Below are 22484 nucleotides of genomic sequence, written 5' to 3' on the forward strand. Positions count from 1 at the left end.
AGCGATCTTTCAAGGCTTCCGGCTCGGGGCGATGAACGGATTTGTCTCCGGCCCTTCGCGTATATTCCTTTCGAAGCACGCCTCGAGCCGCTCGAGTGCCAACGCGCTCTTGCCCAACGGAACGCGCAGCGTTGCGCCCTCGCCGCGGACGTCAAGTGTGTTCGCGGCCTTCAGCTTTGAGTGGAATGCCTTGTCCGCGAGTGTAATCGTAACACCTCTTGTTTCGGCGAGCGCTTTGGCTTCCGCCGACTGGTTGCCGGCCGTCAGACGAACCGGGTAGGCTTTGCCGCGCTCAAGTTTCCATTTGGGTGAATCGAGAAGCAACAACAAACCGTCTTCCGCCCGGACAAAACTGATCCCAAGATCTTCCGTCGTTCGGCTCATCGAGCAGCTCTCGAACTTGCCCGCCTTGGAGGTGGTCGCGATGGTCCAGGGGCCGATAACGACGGTCTGGTCCGGCTGCTGCGCAAATGCGGATGATGTGAGCAAGAGAAAGGAAACAGGGACAACGTAACGCCTCATCATTTCTCTCCTTGATCCGAACGCGAAATAACCGGCGACATCCGACCGCAACTATCCGACACGCTCTCATGTCGCCGAGCATTGAATGGGTTTTTCTGGCGGCTGATGATGCGAAGGTTTGGAGCCAGACTTCTAGGCTACCCGGCAGGGCCGCCGGGCTCGAATCGCGATCTTAGCGCTCGGCCAATGGCCGCTCGGCACGCACCGAAACAATCGGATGCGCCGACCCCAGGCCATGCGTCATCATCCATGAGAGTCCTCCCGCGGGGATTCTTTGATTTCCGGGCAGCAGCGCGCCCCTCGATCCACCTCGTGATAAGATAAACGCGCCGACGATGCGCTCGTTCCATCCATGCTGTCTGAGAAGGGTTGAGACAGCTGTGATAAGGCCGCAAGCTCAACGGCTGTTGCCTGCGCTGCACGCCTGACCATCGCGTTCACAGAGCACGGCCCGTCCACTTTTGGACAAGGCCGACGATGCCTCCTCGCAAAAGCGACACGCACACAATAAAGATCGCGCCCTGCACGACCGTGGTCCAGGCGCCGAAGTTCGCCAGGTAGTTCTGCATCGAGACGATGACCAGCGCCCCCACGATCGGTCCGAGCATGGTGCCCAGACCACCGACCAGCGTGATCAAGACAACCTCGCCCGAGGTCGACCAATGCACGTCGGTCAGCGAGGCGAGCTGGAAGACGATCGCCTTCGTCGCTCCTGCGAGGCCGGCGAGAGCCGCGGAGAGCGTGAAGAGAAGCACTTTATAGTGGCGCGTGCGGTAACCCAGCGATATTGCGCGGGGCTCATTGTCCCTGATCGCCTTGCAAATCTGTCCGAACGGGGAACGCACGATGCGATAGACGAAGAGCAGGCCGGCCAGGAAGATGCCGGCGACGACGGCGTAGAGCATCCTGTCGTCAGCGAGGTCCAGGAGGCCGAACAGCTTGCCGCGCGGAACGCCCTGGATGCCATTCTCGCCGCCGGTGAGTTCCGGTGTCTGCACCGAAACGAAGTAGAGAAGCTGCGCCAAAGCAAGCGTAATCATGGCGAAATAGATGCCCTGTCGCCTTATCGCGATCGCACCGAAGATGGAGCCGAGGATAGCGGAAGACAGAGCGCCAAGGACGATCGCAAGCTCCGGCGCAAGGCCGCCGTACTTTGCCGCGTATGCCCCGACATAGCTGGCGAGACCGAAGAAGGCAGCGTGTCCAAAAGAAAGCAATCCACCGTATCCGAGCAGCATGTTGAACGACAGGCCGAACAGTGCGAAGCAAAGTACCTGCATCAGGAAGACGGGATAGGCGACGAACGGCGCGATCGCCAACACGAGCGCCAGCACCAGGAAGGTCGCTCGGTACCGGCGTCGCACAACAGTTTCATCATCGGGGAGGACAAGATCGGCAACCACGGAGCCGGAGAGAACTGGAACTGTCATGTTTGAGCCTACGCCTTTCCGAAGAGGCCGGCCGGCCTGACCAGAAGGATGACGATCATGATGACGAAGATCACGATGTCGGAGGCCGGCGCGTAGAAGACCTTGGTCAACCCCTCGATCAACCCGAGGCCGAAGCCGGTTACTATGGCGCCAAGGATCGATCCCATGCCGCCGATGACGACAACGCCGAACACGACGATGATCAGGTCGGCGCCCATCTGCGGGTTGACCGAATAGATTGGCGCTGCGAGCACCCCGGCGAACGCCGCCAGTGCGGCCCCTGCGCCGTAGGTCATCGTCACCAGAAGCGGCACGTTGATGCCGAACGCTTCGGTCAATCCCGGCTTCTCGGTGGCCGCCCGCAAATGCGAGCCGAGCCTGGTCTTCTCGATGAGCAGCCACGTCGCCAGACAAATCGCCAAGGAGATCGCGACGACCCACCCGCGATAGGTGGGCAAAAACATGAAGCCGAGATCATATCCTCCGCGCAGTTCTGCAGGCACCGGATAGGGAAGCGCGGACGCGCCGTAGTAGTTTCGGAACAATCCCTGGATCACCAGCGCGATGCCGTAGGTCAGCAAAAACCCATAAAGGTGATCGACGTTGGCGAGGCGCGCGAGCAGCAATCGTTCGATTGCAATTCCGGTCAAGCCAACGAGAAGCGGAGCAATCAGCAATGCCGTCCAGTAACCTACGCCGAGATAACTCAGTCCCATCCAGGCGAGGAACGCACCCAGCATGTATTGAGCGCCGTGGGTGAAGTTGATGATGTTGAGAAGACCGAAGATGATCGCCAGGCCGAGACTGAGGATTGCGTAGAACGAGCCATTGATCAGCCCGAGAAGAATCTGACCGAACAAGGCCTGTACCGGGATGCCCAGGAGCTCTTCCATCTGCCGCCTCAGATTCCAAGATACTTCTGCAGCTTGGCTGCATGTTGGTCGCGCTCGGCATTCGGGATCATGTCGACAACGTGCCCTTGCTCGATGACATAGTGCCTGTCGGCGACAGCGGCGGCGAAGTTGAAATTCTGTTCGACGAGAATGACCGTCAGGCCGGCCTGCTTCAGCAACGTAACCGCGCGGCCGATCTGTTCGACGATGACCGGAGCAAGCCCTTCGGTCGGCTCGTCCAGCAGCAGGAGGCGAGCGCCGGTGCGAAGCACGCGACCGATCGCCAGCATCTGCTGCTCGCCGCCAGAGAGTTTGCTGGCCCCACTCGCCAGCCGCTCTCGAATGTTCGGAAACATCTCCAGGATCTGGCGAACTGAGAACTCAGGCTTCCTGACTTCCGGGGGAAGAAACAGGTTCTCCTCGACGGTCAGGGTCGTATAGATGCCGCGATCCTCCGGAACGTAGCCGACGCCGAGTCGCGCAACCGTCCGGGATGGAAGCCCTAACACCTCCCGGCCTTCGAGCGTGATCGAACCGGTGCGCCTATGCAGGAGCCCCATAATGGACTTGAGGACCGTCGATCTGCCGGCGCCGTTGCGGCCGATCAAGGTGACAATCTCTCCGGTGGAGACCTCGAAATTCACGCCGTGGAGCACGTGCTGTTCACCGTACCACGCATGAAGATCCCGCACGGCGAGCATGGGGCGAGCAGAGCTTTCTACATCGGCCGGACGAGCACGTGTTGTCTCACCCATGACGACCGGACCCGATATAAGCTTCGATAACAGCCGGATCCTTTGCGACGGTGCCGTAGTCGCCGTCGGCGAGCACCCTGCCTCGGGCAAGAACAGTGATCCGGTCGGACAACGATGCGACAATCGACAAGTTGTGTTCGACCATCAGAACGGTACGGTTGGCCGCTGCCGTACGGATCAGCGCTTCAATTCTCCTGAAGTCTTCCCGGCCGATGCCGGCCATCGGCTCGTCGAGAAGCAGCATTTTCGGATCGAGAGCCAGTGTTGTTGCGAGCTCAAGGGCGCGCTTCTGACCGTACGCAAGTTCGCCCGCAGCAACCGTCGCGACATGCGCGAGCCCGACCGCTTCCAGAAGCTGCAGGGCCGCTTCGTTCAGCGGCCTGAGTTGCTCCTCCGAACGCCAGAAATCGAAAGATCCGCCCCGCTTTCGCTGCAAGGCGATGCGTACATTGGTCAACGCACTGAGCTCAGGGAACACAGCGGATATCTGGAAAGATCGCACGAGCCCGCGCCGCGCGATCTCATCCGGCCTGTCGTGCGTGATGTCCTTGCCGTCGAAGACGATCGAGCCTCTGCTCGGAGGAAGAAACTTTGTCAGGAGATTGAAGCACGTGGTCTTGCCGGCGCCATTTGGTCCGATCATCGCATGAATGCTGCCGCGCCGGATACGCAGATCGACGTCGCTGACAGCCGCAAGGCCGCCGAATTCCTTCGTGAGACCACGCGTCACCAAGATGAGATCGTCCGGATCTGTCACGAGTGTCCTGGAATTCGTTGGGGATGAGTTGGTTGTGGAAACGGCGCGGTGCGGTGAATTGCACCGCGCACCGCACAACGGCCGGCAGAATGGAAACGGCTGGGCGTCACAGCTTGACGAGAGGACAGGCACTCTCGGACAGCGGCCTGAAGGCCTTCTCGCCGGGAATTTCGCGGACGACGGAGAACGCGTCCCATCCTTCCTTGATCTGGTCCTTCGGCTTGACTTCGAGCAGCCACGTCGGCCTGATCAAGCGTCCATCGACACGGACCTTGCCGCCGGGCGTCACAAGATCGTCGACCGGAAGCTCGTGCATCACCTTGAGCAGCGTGGCGGTGTCCTTCGTGCCGGCGGCGCGAACGGCCTTCAGGTACTGTGTCGCAGCACTGTAGGCGATAGCATGCGCCTCCGAGGGCGGCTTGCTGTTGCGCTTCCAGAACCTCCGGCCAAAGTCCCTCGATTTGTCGTCCCTGTCCCAGTAGAAGATGCTGTTGTGCACGATCCCCTGCATGCTTTCCACACCGATCGACATGACGTTGTAAAGCTGCAGTCCGAATGCAGCTGCCTTTTGCTTTCTCCAGATTCCGAACTCGTTCCCTTGCTTGATGAAGCGCTCGAGATCGTCGCCGCTGGCGACGAGGCCGATGACCTTCGCTCCTGACGTTTGCGCTTGGAGCAGCAAGGATGCCATATCAAGCGTGTTGATCGGATACCGGGCCCTGCCCAAGACCTTGCCCCCGAGTTCCTCGACCTTGCGTGTCGCATCAGTCTCGAGGGCGTGCCCGAATGCGTAATCTGCTGTCAGGAAGAACCACGTATTGCCGCCTTGCAACGTCAGCTCGGACGCGAGCCCGGCGCTGAACATGTACGTGTCGTAGCCCCAGTGAAATGAATTGGGATTGCAGAACTTTCCGGTGAGGTCAGAGCTCGACGCACCACTGATGATGATGATCTTGTTCTTCTCTTTCACGATGCTCTGGCTGGCGATGGCGACCGCAGAGTTGCCCAGGTCCGTGATCACATCGACGCCGTCCTGATCCAGCCAGCGACGCGCAATGGCCGAGCCCACGTCCGCCTTGTTCTGATGGTCGGCGAAAACCACTTCGACCGGCATTCCGGCAGCAGAGCCGCCGAAGTCCTCAACAGCCATTCGCGTTCCGTCGACCGATCCTGTGCCGAGCACGGCGGACAGCGAGCCGGACATGTCCGTCAGCACACCGATCTTCACCTTGTCGGCCGCGGCGCGGCTGCGCCCCGCCGCCAGGCTGACAGCACCGGCGATTGCTGTTGCACCGAAGGCGCGTCTCGAAAGCTGCATGGTCTTGCCTCCCCGGATCGGCCACAGGCCACTTGCGTAACCAGGCGAATGTTCTTTATTTTGGTTTATACTCTAGAATGAGGTACAGACAGCAGCTTGTCAACTCGTCCGGATTTCGAGGCTGGCGGGATCGTGGCAATCAGGATGCGCCGCGACGAATCGACGGGGCACGGCGCACTCGCGAAGCGTCTGCCTTACGAGCGCCAGGGAATCGGGAGTTGCAAAGTTGGCAGTGAAATCGTCCCGCGCGGTTTTCGAAGTGTTGCGGGAGATCTCGAAAGCGGATGTCCCGCTGGGCGCCGCCGAAATAGCGAGACTATTGTCGTTGCCGATCACCACGGCCGCGCGCGCGCTCAACACGCTTGAAGCCGCCGGCTACGTGGCTCGTTACCATTCATCTGCAAAATTCGTTCTTGGAAAATCGGGACAGCGGCTGGCCTATGCCTTCATGGCCAATTTTCCGATCCGCGATCTGGCGCTGCCATATCTTCAACAGCTGACCTTGCTGTCGGGCAACAGCTCGTCGCTGTTCACGCGTCTTGGATGGTATTCGGTGCGCATCGCACTGATCGCCGGCACCAGCTCGATCATCAATGTGGGCGCGGTCGGCGAAGCAAGACCGCTGACGATCGGCGCGCCCTCCCTCGCCATGCTCGCACAGCTTTCGGAAGAAGATGCTACGCGGGCGCTGCAGCGAAACCCGGTCACGGCTCAGCAGCAACTGCGCGAAGTCTGCGCACGCATTCGAAAGCGCGGCTACGCTTGCGAAGTCAGCTCGATGGAGAGTGGCGGATACGACCTGGCATTTCCCCTCTGCGATCCAACCAGGTCAATCCTCGGCTGCATTGCGCTGGAAGGATTGGCGAGCGGTGCCGACAAGTCACAGATCGAGCAGGCTCGCCAGGTCATCTCTCCCTTGCAGGACATTCTCGCGCATGGCGCGAGCACCCTCGCACCGCACTACGAGCACATCGACCCCGATGAGATCGATCTCGGCTAGTCGTACGGATGGCCTTAGAACAACACCACCGGCACCGCAGGAAACATGCGACTGTGCTGATTGAGCTCATCGATGAGGGCGCGAATGCCCGGGATGAACCCATCCGCAATCTCGCGCGTGAAGCGAAATAGCGGACCGCCAACGACGATGGTCGCAAGCAGGCGCTCCATCGGGCCGAAGACCGGAAAGGCCAGGAAGTTGGCGCCGGTCGAGAAGTCCTGATAACCGCGCGCGAAGCCGGTCTTGCGGATCAACCGAACTTCATCCCACAAAGCCTTCGGGTCGGTGATCGTCGTCGGCGTGAAGCTTCGCAAGGGTGACTCGAGTTCGATGAAGCGCTCGATTTCCTCGTCCTTGAGATATGCCAGCAACAGCCGCGACCCGGTTCCTGCATGCAATGGCAAGGGCTGACTCAACGGCGAGTACCCGACCGTCACCCCTTGCGCCTGGATGCTGTCGATACAGACGGTCGACCGACCGACGAGGATGGCGAGAAACACGCTCTCGTTGGTCAGCTTGTGAATTCTTTGCAGGTAGGGATGACACAGGGAGCGAACATCCATCGACTCGGCGGCAAGGCCGAAATCGAGAACCCGATGCCCCAGCTGATAGCGCGGTCCCGACGAGCTACGAACGAGATAACCTTCCTTCAGCAAGGTATCGAGCGCCTGGAACGCCGAATTCTTGGAGCATTTCAGTTCGCGGCTGAGCTCGGTGACGCCCCATGTCGGCCTTTGCGTAAACAGGCTGAGCGCATTGAGCACGCGAACCGTACCCTTGTTCATTCGACCCTCCGTCATCCGCACCGAGACGACACTTGAATCCAGCGTGGTTGACAATATCCGGCGCTGTTCTCTAAACTGACTTAATAACCAAAATAGAGAACAGCGTGCAAGTTGCAATATGATCGCCGATGGCACCGGTGTGACGCCGACCTTGCAACGCGCAGCTCCAAGGACCGGGTCACATCATGGAAACGCCCACACGCACGATCGAGCAGATCCGCCTGGCCTGCGCGAATGACGCCGAACTTCGCAATGCGCTGCAGGCGGCCGACATCGTGCCGCTGCTCATGTCGCTCGTCCATCTCACCGGTCAGGCGCGGTGGCTCGACGAAGCGGCGCCGCACATCAAAGGAGGATGGAGCTTTCTTGCGACCATACCGGACGAAATGCAGCGCCGCATTCGTGAGCAGCTTGTTCTCGCGTTGAAGGATGTCGCGTCTGGGCGCTCAACTCCGGCGACGATATCGGACGAACTCCTCACGCGCATGATGCACACGTCGGTCGGGCAGACCGTGCCGGCCGAATACAATGCCTTGTTTCGCGAAGAGACGAGTTTCGACCATCGCGACTACAAGGCGGTGCCGTGGAGGAAGCCAGTCGCACCGGAACGACTTGCAGACTTTCATACGATCATCATCGGTGCCGGCTTTTCAGGGCTAGGCATGGCCATCAAGCTGGAAGAGTCCGGCATTCCCTACACGATCATTGAAAAGAATCCGAACGTTGGAGGGACCTGGCTCGAAAACCGGTACCCCGGATGCGGGGTCGATACGCCCTGTCACTTCTATTCCTACTCGTTTGCGCCAAATCCGGAATGGTCCTCTTTCTTCGCCAAGCGCGACGAGATTCTGCGGTACATTTTCGACTGCGCCGAACGGTACCAACTTCGCAAGTCGATTCGCTTCGGCGAAGAGGTTCTGAGCGCCGCATATGATGAGAAGAACTCCACCTGGCAGGTTCATACCCGCACAGCCGACGGCACCGAGCAGGATCTCACTGCCCGGGTTCTCATCACCGCCGTCGGCGCGTTGAACAGGCCGGCGATACCCAACATACCGGGACTGGAGCAGTTTTCCGGGCCGGCGTTTCACACCGCCTGCTGGGATTCGAATGTGGACCTGACCGGCAAGCGCGTCGCCATGATCGGTACCGGCGCCAGCGGCATGCAGACCGGTCCATCCATCTCAGGCTCAGTCGACCGGTTGACGATTTTCCAGCGGTCGCCTCACTGGGCGATACGACACCCGCTTTATCATGCGAGTGTGAGCGAGGAGGTGAAATGGGCCATCAGGCACATTCCCTTCTACGTGAGCTGGTTTCGGTTCCAACTGTTCTGGGCGGCATCGGACGGCTTTCATCGAACGCTGCAGATCGATCCAACCTGGTCGATGCCGCACCTCTCCATCAACGCCGACAACCATCGGATGCGAGAGGAGCTCGTCGACTACATCAAGAGCAAGATCGGCGACCGCCCTGACCTGCTGGCCAAGGTCATTCCGAATTATCCGCCGTTCGGCAAACGCATGCTGCGCGACAACCATTGGTACGACATGCTGAAACGTCCCAATGTCGAGCTGGTCACGGACAAGATCGATCGCATCGAGGCGAATGCCGTGGTGACGCGGGAGGGCGCGCGCCACGAGGTGGACGTCATCGTGCTTGCTACGGGCTTCCAGGCATCACGGATGCTGGGGCCCATTGAAGTCTATGGCCGGCACGGCAAACGACTGCGCGACAGCTGGGGCGACGACGATCCGCGCGCCTATCTCGGCATAACGATTCCCGACTACCCAAATTTCTTCATGATCTATGGGCCGAACACCAATCTCGCCCATGGTGGCAGTGCGATCTTTCACTCCGAGTGCCAGATCCGCTACGTGATGGAGGGCATCCGCGAGTTGGTCGAGGCTGGAGCGAAATCGATCGAGTGTCGTCCGGGTCCTTTCGAGACCTACAACGCGAAAGTCGATCGCGCATTGAGCGGGATGGTGTGGTCCCATCCCGCGATGACAAACTGGTACAAGAACAAGCGTGGCCGAGTCGTGATGAACTCACCCTGGCGCCTTGTCGATTACAGAAATCTCACGGAGCACCTCGATCCTTCAGACTATGCATTTGAGCGAGCCGGCTAACCTGCCGACGGACTCAAACCGTCGCGACTGGCGTGAGCGGAGAACCGACGCTGCCCGGAAGCCGTAAAGGCGGTGCGGTCAGGAAGAAGTGTGATCGCTTGTTCGCCGATAGCCAACTCGCGAGATCCTTCAGATACCATAGCTCGCCAAGATGAATGCCCTGCTTGAACAGGCAGTGCGCATGCAGGGGCAGAAGCGCTCGCGGACCCTTGCCGCGGCGTGCGGATGGCAGCAACTCGACCGCCGTGTTGTCGGCAATCACCGCGACAACACCCGAATCCGTGATCCATTGCTGAAGTTTTTCATCGCCGCCATCGAGCCCGCTGCACGTCCCGTGAAGCAGCTTCGCATCGGGCTGCTTGTGCATGCCAAGCAGTACCTCGTCGAAGCCCGTGTACAGACAGAGGAAATCCCCCTTCTCCACCTCGACGCCCTGCTGGTCCATGATCCGTCGCAAATCGTCGTAGCCGACTGCAACGTGCTCGCGGCCGTAGACCGCATGCAGATTGACCATGGTCCCGCGCCCCTGCGCACAGGTCTCCGCCAGATTCTGAATGCCGAGGGCCTTCGCCCTCGGCTCATCGCTGTCGGCGGCAGGCGACACGATGTGCTCTTCGGCGCGAAAGCCGTTGTAGTAAACTTTTTCCGCCTCGCCATCGTCGTCGGCATCAAAGAACTGCCCATAGTGACTGAGCGCATCCCATTGCGTGGAGTACTGCGTGAAAAGCGTTACGGCATCATCGCAGGTGACGTCGAGGTGATCGTGCTGGCATGTGAGCGCGCGCCACGGAAAGTTATAGTTGACCTGCCCTTTTTCACGGCGGACCGTAAACAGTCTCGGCTGCTGGCGGGCCTTGATGAGCGCGTTGCCGCCCGGATAGTCCAGCGGCAGGCTCAAACAAAACGAGATCCCGCTCTTTATCTCGGTCGCCGCCTTGAGGCGGATCTCCGGTGTGATGAGATTGATCCGTCCCTTCTGATCATCCTCACCAAAGTCACCCCAGTTCGCCCCCTCGGGCCGGCGCTTCCATCTTTGCATCATCGCCTCCGACTTCATTCCGCCCGCGCGACACACGCCAGGTATGGCATCCACCATTCAATCGATAGCGCCACGCTCGGGCGTTCGGCGGCCTCGCTCTTCGAAAGGCTAGGCCTGGAGCGACTTGATCGCTTCCTTCATGCCGAGATCGACGATCCGCTGCCGCATCTCCCGCGCACCGTCGCTGAAGTGGCACAGGGTGTCCCATTCGGCACCGGCGATCATGGCCTGACGGAAGCCTTGCCATTCCACCACGCGGTTGATCGCCATCTTCTTGAGTCTCAAGAGGTCCGATGGCGTCTTCGAGATCGCCGTTGCCATATGCATGGCCTTCCCCGCCAACTCTGCCGGCGGGAATGCGCGATTGGCCCAGCCCCAGGCCTCAGCTTCGGCGCCGGAGATCTCACTTCCCGCGATGAAATCCATCTCCTTGGCGCGCTTAGGCCCGACGAAGAATGCCCAGAACGACGAGACAAAGCCCCCGCCGATCGGGATGCTTGGAAAGCGAATCTTGCAATCGGCGGACACCAGCGTGATGTCGCAGGCGAGCGCCAGCATCGTTCCTGCAGCACAGCAATATCCGTGCACTTGTCCAATTACCGGCTTCGGAAAGTCCCAGACGCGGAGGAAGTCCTCGATATGGTGCTGCAGGCGGTTGCGATCGCCGGTGACCCCAAGCTGCGCCGGCGTCTGCCCTCCCTCGAGGTCCATTCCGACTGAAAACGCGCGACCTGCGCCTTTGATGATCAGCACGCGGACCGCCGGATCTTTTTCTGCTGCATCCAGCGCGCGCTGGAGCGCGGAAAACAGGTCGGCGTTGAAGGCATTCATCTTGTCGGGGCGATTGAGAGTGAGCGTGGCAATCGGCCCTTCGGCCTCGTAGAGCACTTCATCCGCCATGACGTTCCTCCCGGCTCAGGCCGGCGGGCAAGACGCGATCCGCCTTTGCCGTTCGTGCTTGAACGCGCGCCGCACCGGGAGCACGAGTGCCGGTCGTCAGCGCGGATCAGACCTGATTGTCAATGGCTTACATCGGTCGCGCAGCCGACGTCCAATCGCGCTACGCCATGTGCACATAAGTCCGACTTATATGTGCGCAGCTGCCCCGCTTGGCACCGGATCCTTATGGGGCTTTCATTGCGTTGTGGCGATTCCAGAGCCACCCATAAGACTTGATTATGGAGGACCTGGCGTTACGTTTGTGTCCCGTCGGCTTGTGTCCCGTCGAAAGCGCCCAAGGAGCACGCCTCGTGAATGCACGCCAACTCGAGGTGTTTCACGCAATCATGTCGTCGTCATCTCTGACACAGGCAGCGCGCATGCTGAACGTGTCTCAGCCGGCAATCAGTGCATTCCTGAAGCACACCGAAGACCAGACAGGCGTGCGGCTGTTTCATCGCATCAGCGGCCGACTCGTACCCACACCGGAAGCTGAGCAGCTTTTCCCGGAAGTCGATCGAATCATCGGTCAGCTTGGAATCCTGGACCGCGTGACCCAGGACCTGCGCAGCGGCAAGACCGGATTCCTGTCGGTGATCGGCAACACCACGTTGATCAACGTCCTGCTGCCGGATCTTGTCTCGAAGTTTCATGCGAGCAGACCCGGCGTCCGTCTGCGGCTCGAGACGGCCTACTCGCGGCAGATCTTCGATCGTGTGGCGCGGAGGGAGTTTGACCTCGGTCTCGTCTACGGATCCGGTCAGGATGTCCAGATCGGGACGAAGCTGCTCGGACATCTCCAGTTGGTTTGCGCGATGCGGCGCGACCATCCCTTGGCCAAGCTCAAGAAGATCGGCCTGAAGAACCTGATCGGGCAGAAGGTCGTCACGTATGGCCCCAAGACACCGCTTCGCCCCAACATCGAAGACGTCATGACAAGGCTCGACGCAACGATGGAAGTCAGCCTGCCCAACACAGCCTGTTTGCTGGCACGATCTGGCCCCTACGTTGCGCTGATCGACTCGCTGATCTTCCAAGGGACGGAGTACTCTGACCTTGTCGTCAGGCCGTTCGCTCCATTGAAGCGGATCGAAGTCAATCTCGTCACGCCCAAGGACCGTCCGAGGTCCAAATTGAGCCTTGATTTCGAGGCCGAACTCGCTCGCCATTTGGCCGAGCGATTCAAGAAGGGTCCCGGACGCCTGGCAATGACGGTTTGATCGGGCATCGACGGACGGATTTTGTCGCTGATGTGTCGACCATCTGAGGATGCGTTCCGCTTGAGCCGTCCTTCGGCGGAATTCGGCTGAGTTCCCGGGATCAGCGAGACTCGACCGTCTTATTCGCGTAAACATCGGCCTCGATCGTGAGGGTGCACTGGAGTCGAAAGCATTGCGGGTAACAAGGTTTCTGATCGGAAGGCTGATCAAAGTGACGGCGAATGCCCTGAAAGGGTGCTGCTATCCGATCCATGTCGTCTTCCCGAATGCGCGCTTCACCATTCCGAGTGCCAGCCCCGCTCTGCTCAGGCGAACCAGGCACAAGAGGATCCCTCGAGTTGTCTGGCAGACGAACTTCACCAACAGGGTTACGCTGCCGATTTACCTCAACTACCTTTTCAATCGCCTGATGTCGCCGACCTGTGCCTACAGGTTCATGACGGACGAGGGCTGTCTGGAGTTCATACGCGCCACCTATCCAGGTCCGGTGCTCGACGCCTACGTCAATCTTCGGATCGGCGCGGCCCGAGCGGATTTCTGGCGAGTGCTGGTTCTGCTGGAGCATGGCGGCGTCTATATCGACATGGACGCCAATCTGATGTGGCCGCTCGAAGCCCTCATATCCGACGACGATCGCGAGCTCTTTATCCTCGACAGGGCTCATCGAGTGACAAATTTCTTCTTGGCAAGCGAACCCAAGAATCCACTCCTGGCGAAAACCGTCGACAGCATCCTGGCCAACATCCACTCCGAAACCGAAACCGACGTGTTCAACCTGACCGGGCCCGGCGCTATGAAAGCGGCCCTCGCCGACGCGCAATTCAACGCCGAACGCCAGCGATATGTCTGCGATCAAGGAAACTTCACCAACGAATTCTTCCAGTACGCCGACCATCCTCGTGGCAAATGGACCCGCGAGCAGAGAACGACCTCGCTGCTCATCCGCTCGAAAGCGTCCGATGCAGGCCCTTCGGACCCTGCAAGGACGAGGCGCTCGAACACGAGCTGATCAACGGCCCGGTCAGTTAGGATGGAAGCAGCTCAAGGTTTGAAGCCGAAATAGCTGTTTCGCAGCTTTTCCACTTCGCCGCTTTCCTGCAGCCCGATGATGCGCAGCGATACGGGCTTGGTCAGCGCGCTGCCGGGGGTGAAGGCGAACCCGTATTTCTCGGGATGGAACGTGTTGCCCACCACCTCGAGCGGCAGGTTCGGATGCGTATGTGCGAAGTACTCGAGGACTGGATTGTCGCCCACGATCGCGTCAACCCGGCGATGCAACAACGCATCGGCTGCCTCGGCAATGTGATCGAAGGGCTGCATCTTCACCCTGAACGTCTTCATCTGATCTTCGGCCGCGCTGCCGCGGCGAACGGCCACGGTCTTACCATGCAGATCGGTCACGCTATTGATCCGGTTGGCGATGTGGGCAGCAGTCATCACGCTGGTAATCGAAGACGCCACGTAGGCGATCACTGCAACGCTGCAAAGAAGCCAAATTCCCTGCCCGATGCGGCCGATCCAGCCCAGTATATTCTTGCGCTCGGCCTCGCCTTTTGTCGCAAGCGAGGTCACGTGATAGAAATTGTCGGCTAATCCATCGCGCCACCGTCGATGAAAGTCCGTGTCGAACCAGCGATCGAAGATCGTCAGGAGCGTTGTCACCACCACAATACCGAGAAGAATCCAGCCGAAGTTCGCAAGGTGGCCGGCGTCTCTCAAGTCGCGAACGATGTCCACGACGCCGGTACGAGCGTCGGAATGGACCATCACCCGCAGGCCTGCATCGAACCATGGTTGAGTGAAGTCGACCTGTCGTGCCCGATCCGTCGTGATACTGAGATTCGTCACCGCGGCTTGGACGGTGCCTTTCGCGACGGCCTCGACGAGATCCGCATCGTTCCGGAATTCCTGATATGTCGAAGCCAAGGAGAGGTCTGTCGCAACCTTCTGCCAGAGTTCGACGGCCATGCCGGTATAGCCGCTGCCTTCCCTCGTAACGAACGGTGGATTGACATACACGCCGACCTTGACGGCTTGCGGAGCGGATGGAGCCGGCTGCGCGCTGGCCCTGTCTCCCGCGAGGAGACAGACGGCAACCAGCAGAAGGAGCAGGCTTGTCGTTTGCCGCGAGGCGCAGGCATCCATTGCGATTGCTCATTTCGGAAAAACCGTCGTCGAACTGACGCTTGCAGACAATCGTTACCAATGCATTGCCCTTGCGATGCCGACCTTGCGTGTGCAGGATCGGTTGCGCGGAACGATTTCGAACTCGTCAGGCCGTGATGCGTCAACGCAGTTGATGCAAGCAACGGTCCGCCGCGATGGCAGCACAAATTTAAAATTGGAATCATGAGTGGACACAGCTGGCCGATGCCGCCCGCTCTTTGAATCAAATCAGGCTTTCACTTTGCACGCCCGATTGACCCAGCCGAAAGATTAAAGCCGGTACTCATTACCGAGCGTAGGAACCGCACAGGCACGGCAGCGTCTACGTCCGCTGCGCGCGGTGGGCGCTCATGCACTGGCGATCAAATCATCAACAGCCACAACGAGGGTCCTCCCTATGGCCATCAATCTCGTTTCATCGATCATGCAATCGCTGCCGCCGGACATGATCACGAAAATTGCCTCTATGCTTGGTCTCAATCCCGCGCTCGTCCAGAAGGCGGTTACGGCGGGCGTCCCGGCCATCCTGGGTAGCTTTGCGAACCTCGCCTCCACCCCCGACGGGGCGAACCAATTATCAAGGACGCTGTCTCAGCAATCCGGCGCGCTTGACCAGCTCAAGAACGCCCCTGCCGGCTCCGATCAGCGAAGCTTCGCCGACCGAGGACTCGACATGCTGTCGGGATTGCTCGGCCGCAATGGCGTCAACACGCTCGCATCTGCGGTCAGCACCAACTCCGGCATCGACGCCAACACGGGCAAATCGCTGGTGGGTATGCTTGGACCAGTCGTGGCCGGCGCGCTCGGTCTGCAGCAGAAGGCTTCAGGCCTTGACGCCGGCGGTTTGGCCTCGCTCCTGACATCGCAAAAGAGCGCGATCATGGCCGCGATGCCGCAGGGGCTTGCAAGCCAGCTCGGCGGGCTCCTCGACAGCATCGGTGGTCAAGTGCGCAGCGGCGCCGAGACCGTTTCGAACACGGCCGGGCGGGTCGGCCGCATGACGGAAGATACCGCGGCCAGCGCGAGCCAGGCTGCCCGGGCAGCGGCTGCAAATACCCCGTCCTCGCTGCCCTACTGGCTCGCCGGCTTGGCCGCTCTGATCGGCTTAGGCTGGTACCTGCTGAGCGGCGATCTCCACATGGCCGAACAGCCGAAGACGTCGTCGACGGTCGGCACTGCGCCCGCAAACGTTACCACCGCCGATTTGACGAACCAGATGCGATCGGTGGTCGGCACGCTGAGGAATGACCTGCAAACCGTCACGGACCCGACATCGGCGCAGTCCGCTCTGCCGAAGCTTCAACAGTCGACCGATCAGCTCGACCGGATCGGCAGGCTCTCGGCTCAGTTGCCGCCCACAGAGCAGAAGGCGCTTGCCGCGCCGGTCAATGCGGCACTGCCCGAGATGGCCCAGCTTTTCGACAAGATACTGGCGATCCCCGGCGTTGCAGCAATCGCCAAGCCGACCATTGACGCACTCCGCGGCAAACTCGAGGCACTCAGCCGCGCTTGATCCGAACGCGGCGAGGCCATCAGCACGATGGCCTCGCTGCACTGACGGCGCACCTCTCCCAGCGTCACAGCGCCAACGTCCTTTCGATAAGAAACGCATCATGCCACGACGTCCATCACCGGCCTCCCCGGATCTGCCTCTGCCAACGCCTCCACGCCCCCGCCGCCGCTCACCACGCAAGAAAACAGTTGAGAGCCTCCCGACGATCGCGCCGGAAGTCGACGGCAGCTCGGCTGGCACTCTCAACATGCGAGCGGACATCGCGACGTCATCCGACGCCATGAACCCGCCCCCCAAGCGCAAACGGCGACGTTCTTCGCGCAAAGGCGCTTCGGCAGCGTCTGCAAACCAGACCATCAAGACGTTGCCAGCGGTGTGGATCGAGAGCCCGCCACTGGTCCCCCTCTCGGCTGCGGAAGCCGTTGAAGCAGACAACGTCTTCCATGCGCCGGTCGTAATCCCGATCCGGACCACTTCACCCGCCCTCGTGCCGTTTCGTTTCGTTCGCGCTGCGGCCACGCGCTCGTCGTTGCTAGCGGCATCAGCGACGATTCGAATCGTGCGTTGGTGGCGCCTCGGCAATCGAACCACGGCCCAGCCGCGCATCGCGGCGCCGCATGCGCCTCTGCCTATCTTGGCAGACGCTGGCACGAGCGGCACCACCTTCCACGCACCGGCGGTGATCGCCGCTCCGGCCCACCGATCCCGGTTCGCACGACTTCGTCTCGAAGCCGCGCGACTGTCGCGGCGGGTGGCGGTTGCCGTCACACGCGCAACCGCCGGATTTGCATACCGATGCGGCCTTGGCATTCGAAGCGCCGCACGGTGGGTGGGCCAGGCGGACTTACGAGCCCCGGCTGCGTCTTTCGGTCGATCGATGGCAAGGTCGATTTCCGTGGCCACGCGCGCGACGGCCGTCATCCTGTCAGGCCTCGCCTTCTACGCCGCCTTCGTCCTCGCACCGGCCTTACCCGAGCCGGCAAAGCCTGCAACGAACGTCAACTTTACGACGGCCGGCGTGGCCAGCACGGCAACCATGCCAAACGCAGCCCAGGCAAAGCCCGCCGAAGAAAAATTGACCGTCCCATTGAAGGCCGCCAAGGAGGCGCCGTTCAACATCAAGATCGTCAACGCACCGGGCATGACAGCCGCATGCCGGGACCAGACCTGGCCCTACATCACCCAGCGCTGCCTCGCCGCGCGAAACAGCAGGATCGATCTGGTCGTGGAAGATCCTGAGATAAACGCCAAGCGCGATGGCAGGGCGGAAGCCAAGAACGAGGCGACGGCGGATGCGACCAGCATCGTCGCCCCGCAGCGCACCACGACACCGCAACGAGTGGAGCGTCGCCGCCGCCGCTGACAGTGGATCGATCTCTCGCTCTATTGCATCACAGTGTCGTGCAAGATCGCAGATCCCATGGGGGAATCGGCAATGGCCCGGACGCCGGCCCGGCGACGACGAAGCGCAACAGGACTGACGCCGTACCTGTTCGTCGCGTTTGTCGTGCTCGTCTGCGTGGTCGGCTTCTCGGCATATAACTGGTGGAATCCCCCGTCGGCGACGGCCCTCGTGGGAAAGGCCTGGGTGATCGACGGCGATACCGTCATCCTCTCAGGTACGCATATCCGTTTGGAAGGAATCGACGCACCTGAGACGGGTCAAACCTGTCTCGACGCCGCCGAGAAAAGCTGGAACTGCGGCCAGGCGGCAACGCGTGAATTGCGGCGTTACATCAGAGGACGTGAACTGACCTGCGAGCCGCGCTCCAAAGACAGGTATCACCGCGTGCTGGCGGTGTGCAGCCTGCCCGATGGCTCGCAAATCAATCCATGGATGGTACGCCAGGGTTGGGCTTTATCCTCCGGTTTCGTCAAGACGTATGCGTCCGAAGAAACGGAGGCGGAAAACGCCAAGCGGGGATTATGGGCAGGTTCATTCGAACCGCCATGGGAGTGGCGGCGGCAACATCCGAGGCTCGAAGATCCGCGCGCCGATTGAAAAGCGATTGCAGCAACGCTCTCGTCGTTCCCCCGGACGAACATGCAGTCATGAAAGAGATGCGCAGGTTCTCGCTGCGCATCTCAAAGACATCCCGGTTCGTCGCACCTATTCCGCAGGTGCGGCAGAGGCCGTCGGAGCCGTCGGCGTCAGACACTCGGTAGGAGCCACCGGCGCGCGTCCAAGCACTTCCGACAGCGCCTCACCGTTCTTCGAATCGGACAGGAAGCGGATATACCCCAGGTTCTTACCGAACCGCGGGATATTGCAGGACGAGTTCAGTACGCCCTCGGCCTGCTTCCACAACACCTGGACGACGCGCCTCGGTTCGGGCTGCATCAGGCGCTGCCAAGTCGCCGGCTGACTCTTCTTCGCGGTGTCGACATAGCTCATAACGAACGTCATGAGGGCGGCGAGACCATCACGATGGTCGACATCGCGGTCGCGCCGACGCAACGAGACGAGGCTGACCGCTGTATTCAGATCGTGACTATAGGCGTTCAGCTCATCCAAAAGATACATGAAGTCGTCCTTGGACGATGCACCGCCGGGACGCAGGTAGGTTTGAACATATGCGTCCTGCGCATCGAATTTCCGGGCGATCTCCTTCGGAGCAAAGAAGCGAGAGACCTCGTGCGGACGACGCACGGCGCTGCCATCGATCAGCAGATAGGCGTCGCGCTCCTCTGTCAACAGATGCACGGTCTCATGAACGCCGGTCGCGAGCCCAAGCTGGACGTCGTCGCATGTGAGCCAGTGCAAGAATTGCTTCTTGTCGGTGACCGCCTCATAGATCGCATGACCGCGCGGAGCCAGGCGCTGCAGATCGGCCAGCGCCGCGGTGCGGCAATCGGTTCGACCCGCTCGCGGCGCGGCGGATGCCACGTCGAAGGGACTGGCCACAACAGGACTGGCCACGACGAGCGCGGTCAACATCGCAAAAAAACGCTTATGCATTTAATCCTCGTTCTCGCCCCCCGGGGCTTCACGGGAACCTCAGGCTTGCCGTTACAATTTGCGGATACAACGGCACTATTGAGGCTAAATGTTTATTGAATGCCATCTCAAAAAGATGGCCTGCGGTCAACCGCACGCTAAGAACGGCGCTGTTTTTTAGGGTTAACGGTCGCTTTGCCTGGGTTCCGCGCGAAACCTGCCAACTGCCTTAAGGCTTTGCTACGTGGCCTCCGACGGACCGGCGGAGGCGAAGCAATCACCGGCCACCTTAAGGAGTTAGGAGTTCCACATGACGTTGACGATTAAATACCTGGCAGGACTGTCCGCGGCGGCCCTGCTGAGCGCATCCGTTGCGGTTCTTCCCGCAACGGCCGAAAAGCGCCACCATCCCATCTCTTCAACAAAGGTGAATACGTCCTACAAGTACAACACGCAGAACCGCGTCAACAACGTGACGCGCTATCGTGACATCAACAGAACCAACCACGTGACGCACACCAAGCGCATCGTCAATGTCACGCGCGTGCAGCCGATCAACCGGGTGAACATGGTCACACGCGTCCACAACCGGACCGCGGTGCTGCGCGAAAACCAGAACGTGGCCCAGACACGCATGTTGCCAGGCCGCACGATCACGACCGGCCAGACCCGGCGTATCGTCCACAACACGGCGCGGCCGAGCACAAGCACGGTCTATCGCTACCACACCGTGAACAAGGTGAATAACATCACCCGCTACAAGGACGTGAATCGGACCCGGTACATGAAGCTGATCAACCGGAACGTCAACGTGACGCGTATCCAGCCGATCACGCGGGTCAACGTCGTGACGCGCATTCACGACCGCACCGCCGTTCGCAACCGCGTTGTGAACGTCGCACAGACCCGGGTACTGCCGGCGAAGACCATCACCACCAGCAAGGTGATCCAGATGGGTTCCTCCTCCACGCCGAAGGCCTGGAGGAGCGGAAAAATGGATCGGATGTCCTCTCTCTGATCCGGACGACGCGTTAGGAACTACCGGTCCCGTTCTGGGACGCCTCGTGGCAAAACGCCTCGAAAGCGTCCTAGGACGGGACCAACCCGTCCAGGCGACGCGTATCACTTCAGCGTCGAGCCCTTCATCGGAAGCCTTGAGAGCGACCGACGGCGCCGCATTGACGCCCGAGCCGGGCCCCGCGAGCGAATTTTCCGATCGTCCGCCGCCGCCATGAGACTAGCCGGCGGGCACCATGGAAACATTTGCTTCTGCTTGCGTGATGACGGTCTCCTGGTGCGGCTGAATCTTCTGCGCTGGCTGCCTTCTCACGTTCTCAGCGAATGGATCGACTGCTCCGGTCGAAATGCCTGACAGCGTCTCAAGTATTGCAAGGCCCGCAAACGGCGTCACTGTCGAGCTGTAGCCGCCTTCATGCACCAGAACCAATCTGTCGTCGCAGAGTCGGCCCGCCGCTTCCATCAACAACGATGTCATGCTGCGATAGCTGTCCGAGTAAAGATTCATGCGGCCCAGGGCATCGTGGGACGTCGCATCAAGACCGGAAGCGACCAGGATCAATTCGGGCCGGAAGCGATCGAGCGCCTTCAAAACGACGCGCTGCATCGTCTCCATATAAGCGTCATTGCCCGAACCGGGCGGCAAGGGAATATTCAGGTTCGCGCCGCGACCAGCCCCCTCCCCGATTTCGCTCAGATGACCTCCCTGCTGATACAAGAGCTCCTGATGAATCGAAATCGTCAGCACGGAAGGGTCCTGCCAGAATATGTCCTGACTGCCATTCCCGTGGTGAACGTCCCAATCGACGATGGCCACGCGTTTCAATCCGTTGATTGCCTGCGCGTGCCGCGCGGCAACCGCCACGTTGTTGACGATGCAGAAGCCGGCCCCGACGTCGGCATTGGCATGATGTCCCGCCGGGCGAACCAGCGCATACGCATTCTTCACCGTTCGATTCATGACCGCGTCGACGGCGGCCATTGCTGCGCCGGCTGCGAGACGGACGATCCGCAACCCGCCCTGACCGATATGCGCGAAGCGGCCGACGTAACCACCGACTTTGTCTATTTCGGAAAGACGCCCGAGGTAATTGCGTGTGTGAACGCGCAGGATCGCCTCGTCGGTCGCCTCGTTGAAGGGCAACACTTTCAACTGATCAAGCAGACCTGAGACGTCAATCAGATTTCTGATGCGCCGCTTTCCCTCCGGAGTATCGGCCGAGCCGATCGGCTCGACCTGAAACTGCGGGTAACCGCCAGCGACATGCCAGGCGAAAAGCTCGTGCCATAAGAAGCCTGTGGTCATGCGTCCCCCTAAGCATTGCGGGTTCTGGCGGGAGCCTTCGACATTGTGCGGCTGCGCTTACCCGACCGGCTCGGCGGCCCCCCGGACAGGCGATCAGCCCTGTCGTCGGGCTGCTTCGAGCGCATTCCGTCTAGTACGACGGATATCTGCCGGCGCATCTGCGTCGCCAGATCGCTCAACGTCGCATCTTCATGCATCAAATACAGGCGAAATCCGTTTCGCGCGATGGCATGGATCGCAAGCGAGGCCGACACGCAATCAAGATCGCGCCGAAGATGACCCGCATCCCGAAGCGTCACGAGCAACTTCAGCAGCGCGTCCGCTCGCGCTTTCTGCAATTTTATGAACGCCTGCCGTTGTTTTATGGGCGCACGATATGCGGCGGCGGAGATTTCGCGCCAGACGCGCTTGCGCGCCAGATCATAGCCTTCCGTCGTCTCCATTAGAACCAGCGACACGATCGCCTTCAGAGGATCCCGGTGGGAGGCCTGATAATTCGCCGATAGGATCTTTTCGATGCGAGGCCACAGGATCTTGGTATCGATTTCGAGCAACCCCAGGAGCAACTCGCTCTTGGAGCTGAAGTATCCGTAAATCGTCGGAACGGAGACCTCAGCCCTGTCGGCAAGCTGCTCCATGCTGGTTTCGTCGAAGCCCTCTTCAGTGAAAAGGACTCCAGCGGCCTCCAGTATCCTCGTCCTGCGTCGGAGCCTTTGCTGCTCCCGCAATCCGGACCCGGCTTTTGCCACTTGAT

General features: G+C 60.5%; 21 protein-coding genes. 8 read left to right on the forward strand and 13 right to left on the reverse strand.

Going from position 1 to position 22484, the window contains the following annotated elements; translation table 11 throughout:
• Window positions 1-9: 9 nt before the first annotated feature.
• The 6 genes from RCO31_RS09660 to RCO31_RS09685 form a co-directional block, all read right to left on the reverse strand.
• Window positions 10-522, reverse strand: coding sequence for a hypothetical protein (locus RCO31_RS09660; RefSeq protein ID WP_308968104.1), 513 nt, complete (start codon window positions 520-522; stop codon window positions 10-12).
• A gap of 437 nt (window positions 523-959) precedes the next feature.
• On the reverse strand, window positions 960-1952 hold the full coding sequence (locus tag RCO31_RS09665) for a branched-chain amino acid ABC transporter permease (RefSeq protein WP_308968105.1): 993 nt from the start codon (window positions 1950-1952) through the stop codon (window positions 960-962).
• Between the two features lie 8 nt (window positions 1953-1960).
• Window positions 1961-2845 carry a branched-chain amino acid ABC transporter permease gene (locus RCO31_RS09670; RefSeq protein WP_308968106.1) on the reverse strand — a complete coding sequence of 295 codons (885 nt, stop codon included), beginning with the start codon at window positions 2843-2845 and terminating at the stop codon, window positions 1961-1963.
• Window positions 2846-2853: 8 nt separating this feature from the next.
• Complete coding sequence (locus tag RCO31_RS09675) at window positions 2854-3600, reverse strand: ABC transporter ATP-binding protein (protein WP_308968107.1); 747 nt, start codon at window positions 3598-3600, stop codon at window positions 2854-2856.
• Window positions 3593-4357 carry an ABC transporter ATP-binding protein gene (locus tag RCO31_RS09680; protein ID WP_308968108.1) on the reverse strand — a complete coding sequence of 255 codons (765 nt, stop codon included), beginning with the start codon at window positions 4355-4357 and terminating at the stop codon, window positions 3593-3595. Before RCO31_RS09680 ends, RCO31_RS09675 begins: the two co-directional genes overlap by 8 nt.
• 106 nt (window positions 4358-4463) lie before the next feature.
• Complete coding sequence (locus RCO31_RS09685; RefSeq protein WP_308968109.1) at window positions 4464-5675, reverse strand: ABC transporter substrate-binding protein; 1212 nt, start codon at window positions 5673-5675, stop codon at window positions 4464-4466.
• A 232-nt stretch (window positions 5676-5907) separates the two neighbouring features.
• On the opposite strand from RCO31_RS09685, the gene RCO31_RS09690 reads away from it, so the two are divergent.
• Complete coding sequence (locus RCO31_RS09690) at window positions 5908-6675, forward strand: helix-turn-helix domain-containing protein (protein WP_308968243.1); 768 nt, start codon at window positions 5908-5910, stop codon at window positions 6673-6675.
• A gap of 14 nt (window positions 6676-6689) precedes the next feature.
• Here RCO31_RS09690 and RCO31_RS09695 read toward each other — a convergent pair whose 3' ends face one another.
• Window positions 6690-7460, reverse strand: a complete 771-nt coding sequence (locus RCO31_RS09695; RefSeq protein WP_308968110.1) for an IclR family transcriptional regulator — start codon at window positions 7458-7460, stop codon at window positions 6690-6692.
• Window positions 7461-7645: 185 nt separating this feature from the next.
• Here RCO31_RS09695 and RCO31_RS09700 point away from each other — a divergent pair, with 185 nt between their 5' ends.
• Complete coding sequence (locus RCO31_RS09700) at window positions 7646-9592, forward strand: NAD(P)/FAD-dependent oxidoreductase (RefSeq protein WP_308968111.1); 1947 nt, start codon at window positions 7646-7648, stop codon at window positions 9590-9592.
• 13 nt (window positions 9593-9605) lie between these two features.
• On the opposite strand, the gene RCO31_RS09705 is transcribed toward RCO31_RS09700, so the two are convergent.
• Window positions 9606-10631: a cyclase family protein gene (locus RCO31_RS09705; RefSeq protein WP_308968112.1), complete on the reverse strand. Its 1026-nt coding sequence runs from the start codon at window positions 10629-10631 to the stop codon at window positions 9606-9608.
• Window positions 10632-10739: 108 nt separating this feature from the next.
• Entirely contained in the window at window positions 10740-11531 is a 792-nt protein-coding gene (locus tag RCO31_RS09710) for an enoyl-CoA hydratase-related protein (RefSeq protein WP_308968113.1), read from the reverse strand.
• Between the two features lie 350 nt (window positions 11532-11881).
• Between RCO31_RS09710 and RCO31_RS09715 the strand changes: the two genes are divergently transcribed.
• Window positions 11882-12790, forward strand: coding sequence for a LysR family transcriptional regulator (locus RCO31_RS09715; protein WP_308968114.1), 909 nt, complete (start codon window positions 11882-11884; stop codon window positions 12788-12790).
• Between the two features lie 172 nt (window positions 12791-12962).
• The gene (locus tag RCO31_RS09720) at window positions 12963-13799 is read left to right on the forward strand and encodes a glycosyltransferase (RefSeq protein WP_308968115.1); all 837 of its coding nucleotides are present in this window, start codon (window positions 12963-12965) and stop codon (window positions 13797-13799) included.
• Between the two features lie 32 nt (window positions 13800-13831).
• On the opposite strand, the gene RCO31_RS09725 is transcribed toward RCO31_RS09720, so the two are convergent.
• Window positions 13832-14935, reverse strand: coding sequence for a transporter substrate-binding domain-containing protein (locus RCO31_RS09725; protein WP_308968116.1), 1104 nt, complete (start codon window positions 14933-14935; stop codon window positions 13832-13834).
• Window positions 14936-15353: 418 nt separating this feature from the next.
• Between RCO31_RS09725 and RCO31_RS09730 the strand changes: the two genes are divergently transcribed.
• The 3 genes from RCO31_RS09730 to RCO31_RS09740 all read left to right on the forward strand — a co-directional run bounded on the left by RCO31_RS09730 (window position 15354) and on the right by RCO31_RS09740 (window position 18471).
• The gene (locus RCO31_RS09730) at window positions 15354-16469 is read left to right on the forward strand and encodes a DUF937 domain-containing protein (protein WP_308968117.1); all 1116 of its coding nucleotides are present in this window, start codon (window positions 15354-15356) and stop codon (window positions 16467-16469) included.
• Window positions 16470-17364: 895 nt separating this feature from the next.
• Window positions 17365-17832 carry a hypothetical protein gene (locus RCO31_RS09735; RefSeq protein ID WP_308968118.1) on the forward strand — a complete coding sequence of 156 codons (468 nt, stop codon included), beginning with the start codon at window positions 17365-17367 and terminating at the stop codon, window positions 17830-17832.
• Between the two features lie 72 nt (window positions 17833-17904).
• Window positions 17905-18471 (forward strand): thermonuclease family protein, encoded by a 567-nt coding sequence (locus RCO31_RS09740; protein ID WP_308968119.1) that lies wholly within the window; start codon window positions 17905-17907, stop codon window positions 18469-18471.
• A 108-nt stretch (window positions 18472-18579) separates the two neighbouring features.
• Here the strand turns inward: RCO31_RS09740 and RCO31_RS09745 are convergent, their stop codons facing one another.
• A complete protein-coding gene (locus RCO31_RS09745) occupies window positions 18580-19428 on the reverse strand; it encodes a hypothetical protein (RefSeq protein ID WP_308968120.1) in 849 nt (282 codons plus the stop codon).
• Window positions 19429-19717: 289 nt separating this feature from the next.
• On the opposite strand from RCO31_RS09745, the gene RCO31_RS09750 reads away from it, so the two are divergent.
• Window positions 19718-20425 carry a hypothetical protein gene (locus RCO31_RS09750; protein WP_308968121.1) on the forward strand — a complete coding sequence of 236 codons (708 nt, stop codon included), beginning with the start codon at window positions 19718-19720 and terminating at the stop codon, window positions 20423-20425.
• A 219-nt stretch (window positions 20426-20644) separates the two neighbouring features.
• Here RCO31_RS09750 and RCO31_RS09755 read toward each other — a convergent pair whose 3' ends face one another.
• Together RCO31_RS09755 and RCO31_RS09760 are read right to left on the reverse strand one after the other, a co-directional pair.
• The gene (locus RCO31_RS09755) at window positions 20645-21730 is read right to left on the reverse strand and encodes a class II histone deacetylase (protein ID WP_308968122.1); all 1086 of its coding nucleotides are present in this window, start codon (window positions 21728-21730) and stop codon (window positions 20645-20647) included.
• 8 nt (window positions 21731-21738) lie between these two features.
• Complete coding sequence (locus RCO31_RS09760) at window positions 21739-22479, reverse strand: helix-turn-helix domain-containing protein (RefSeq protein WP_308968123.1); 741 nt, start codon at window positions 22477-22479, stop codon at window positions 21739-21741.
• Window positions 22480-22484 lie beyond the last annotated feature (5 nt).

The sequence above is a fragment of the Bradyrhizobium sp. LHD-71 genome, from assembly GCF_031157255.1.
In the GTDB taxonomy this organism is placed as follows: Bacteria; Pseudomonadota; Alphaproteobacteria; order Rhizobiales; family Xanthobacteraceae; genus P52-10.

Excerpts from the sequence above, each read along its gene's own strand:
- RCO31_RS09660 (WP_308968104.1), bottom strand. The coding sequence starts at position 522 with ATGAGGCGTTACGTTGTCCCTGTTTCCTTTCTCTTGCTCACATCATCC.
- RCO31_RS09665 (WP_308968105.1), bottom strand. The coding sequence starts at position 1,952 with ATGACAGTTCCAGTTCTCTCCGGCTCCGTGGTTGCCGATCTTGTCCTC.
- RCO31_RS09670 (WP_308968106.1), bottom strand. The coding sequence starts at position 2,845 with ATGGAAGAGCTCCTGGGCATCCCGGTACAGGCCTTGTTCGGTCAGATT.
- RCO31_RS09675 (WP_308968107.1), bottom strand. The coding sequence starts at position 3,600 with ATGGGTGAGACAACACGTGCTCGTCCGGCCGATGTAGAAAGCTCTGCT.
- RCO31_RS09685 (WP_308968109.1), bottom strand. The coding sequence starts at position 5,675 with ATGCAGCTTTCGAGACGCGCCTTCGGTGCAACAGCAATCGCCGGTGCT.
- RCO31_RS09695 (WP_308968110.1), bottom strand. The coding sequence starts at position 7,460 with ATGAACAAGGGTACGGTTCGCGTGCTCAATGCGCTCAGCCTGTTTACG.
- RCO31_RS09700 (WP_308968111.1), top strand. The coding sequence starts at position 7,646 with ATGGAAACGCCCACACGCACGATCGAGCAGATCCGCCTGGCCTGCGCG.
- RCO31_RS09705 (WP_308968112.1), bottom strand. The coding sequence starts at position 10,631 with ATGCAAAGATGGAAGCGCCGGCCCGAGGGGGCGAACTGGGGTGACTTT.
- RCO31_RS09710 (WP_308968113.1), bottom strand. The coding sequence starts at position 11,531 with ATGGCGGATGAAGTGCTCTACGAGGCCGAAGGGCCGATTGCCACGCTC.
- RCO31_RS09725 (WP_308968116.1), bottom strand. The coding sequence starts at position 14,935 with ATGGATGCCTGCGCCTCGCGGCAAACGACAAGCCTGCTCCTTCTGCTG.
- RCO31_RS09730 (WP_308968117.1), top strand. The coding sequence starts at position 15,354 with ATGGCCATCAATCTCGTTTCATCGATCATGCAATCGCTGCCGCCGGAC.
- RCO31_RS09740 (WP_308968119.1), top strand. The coding sequence starts at position 17,905 with ATGGCCCGGACGCCGGCCCGGCGACGACGAAGCGCAACAGGACTGACG.
- RCO31_RS09745 (WP_308968120.1), bottom strand. The coding sequence starts at position 19,428 with ATGCATAAGCGTTTTTTTGCGATGTTGACCGCGCTCGTCGTGGCCAGT.
- RCO31_RS09750 (WP_308968121.1), top strand. The coding sequence starts at position 19,718 with ATGACGTTGACGATTAAATACCTGGCAGGACTGTCCGCGGCGGCCCTG.
- RCO31_RS09755 (WP_308968122.1), bottom strand. The coding sequence starts at position 21,730 with ATGACCACAGGCTTCTTATGGCACGAGCTTTTCGCCTGGCATGTCGCT.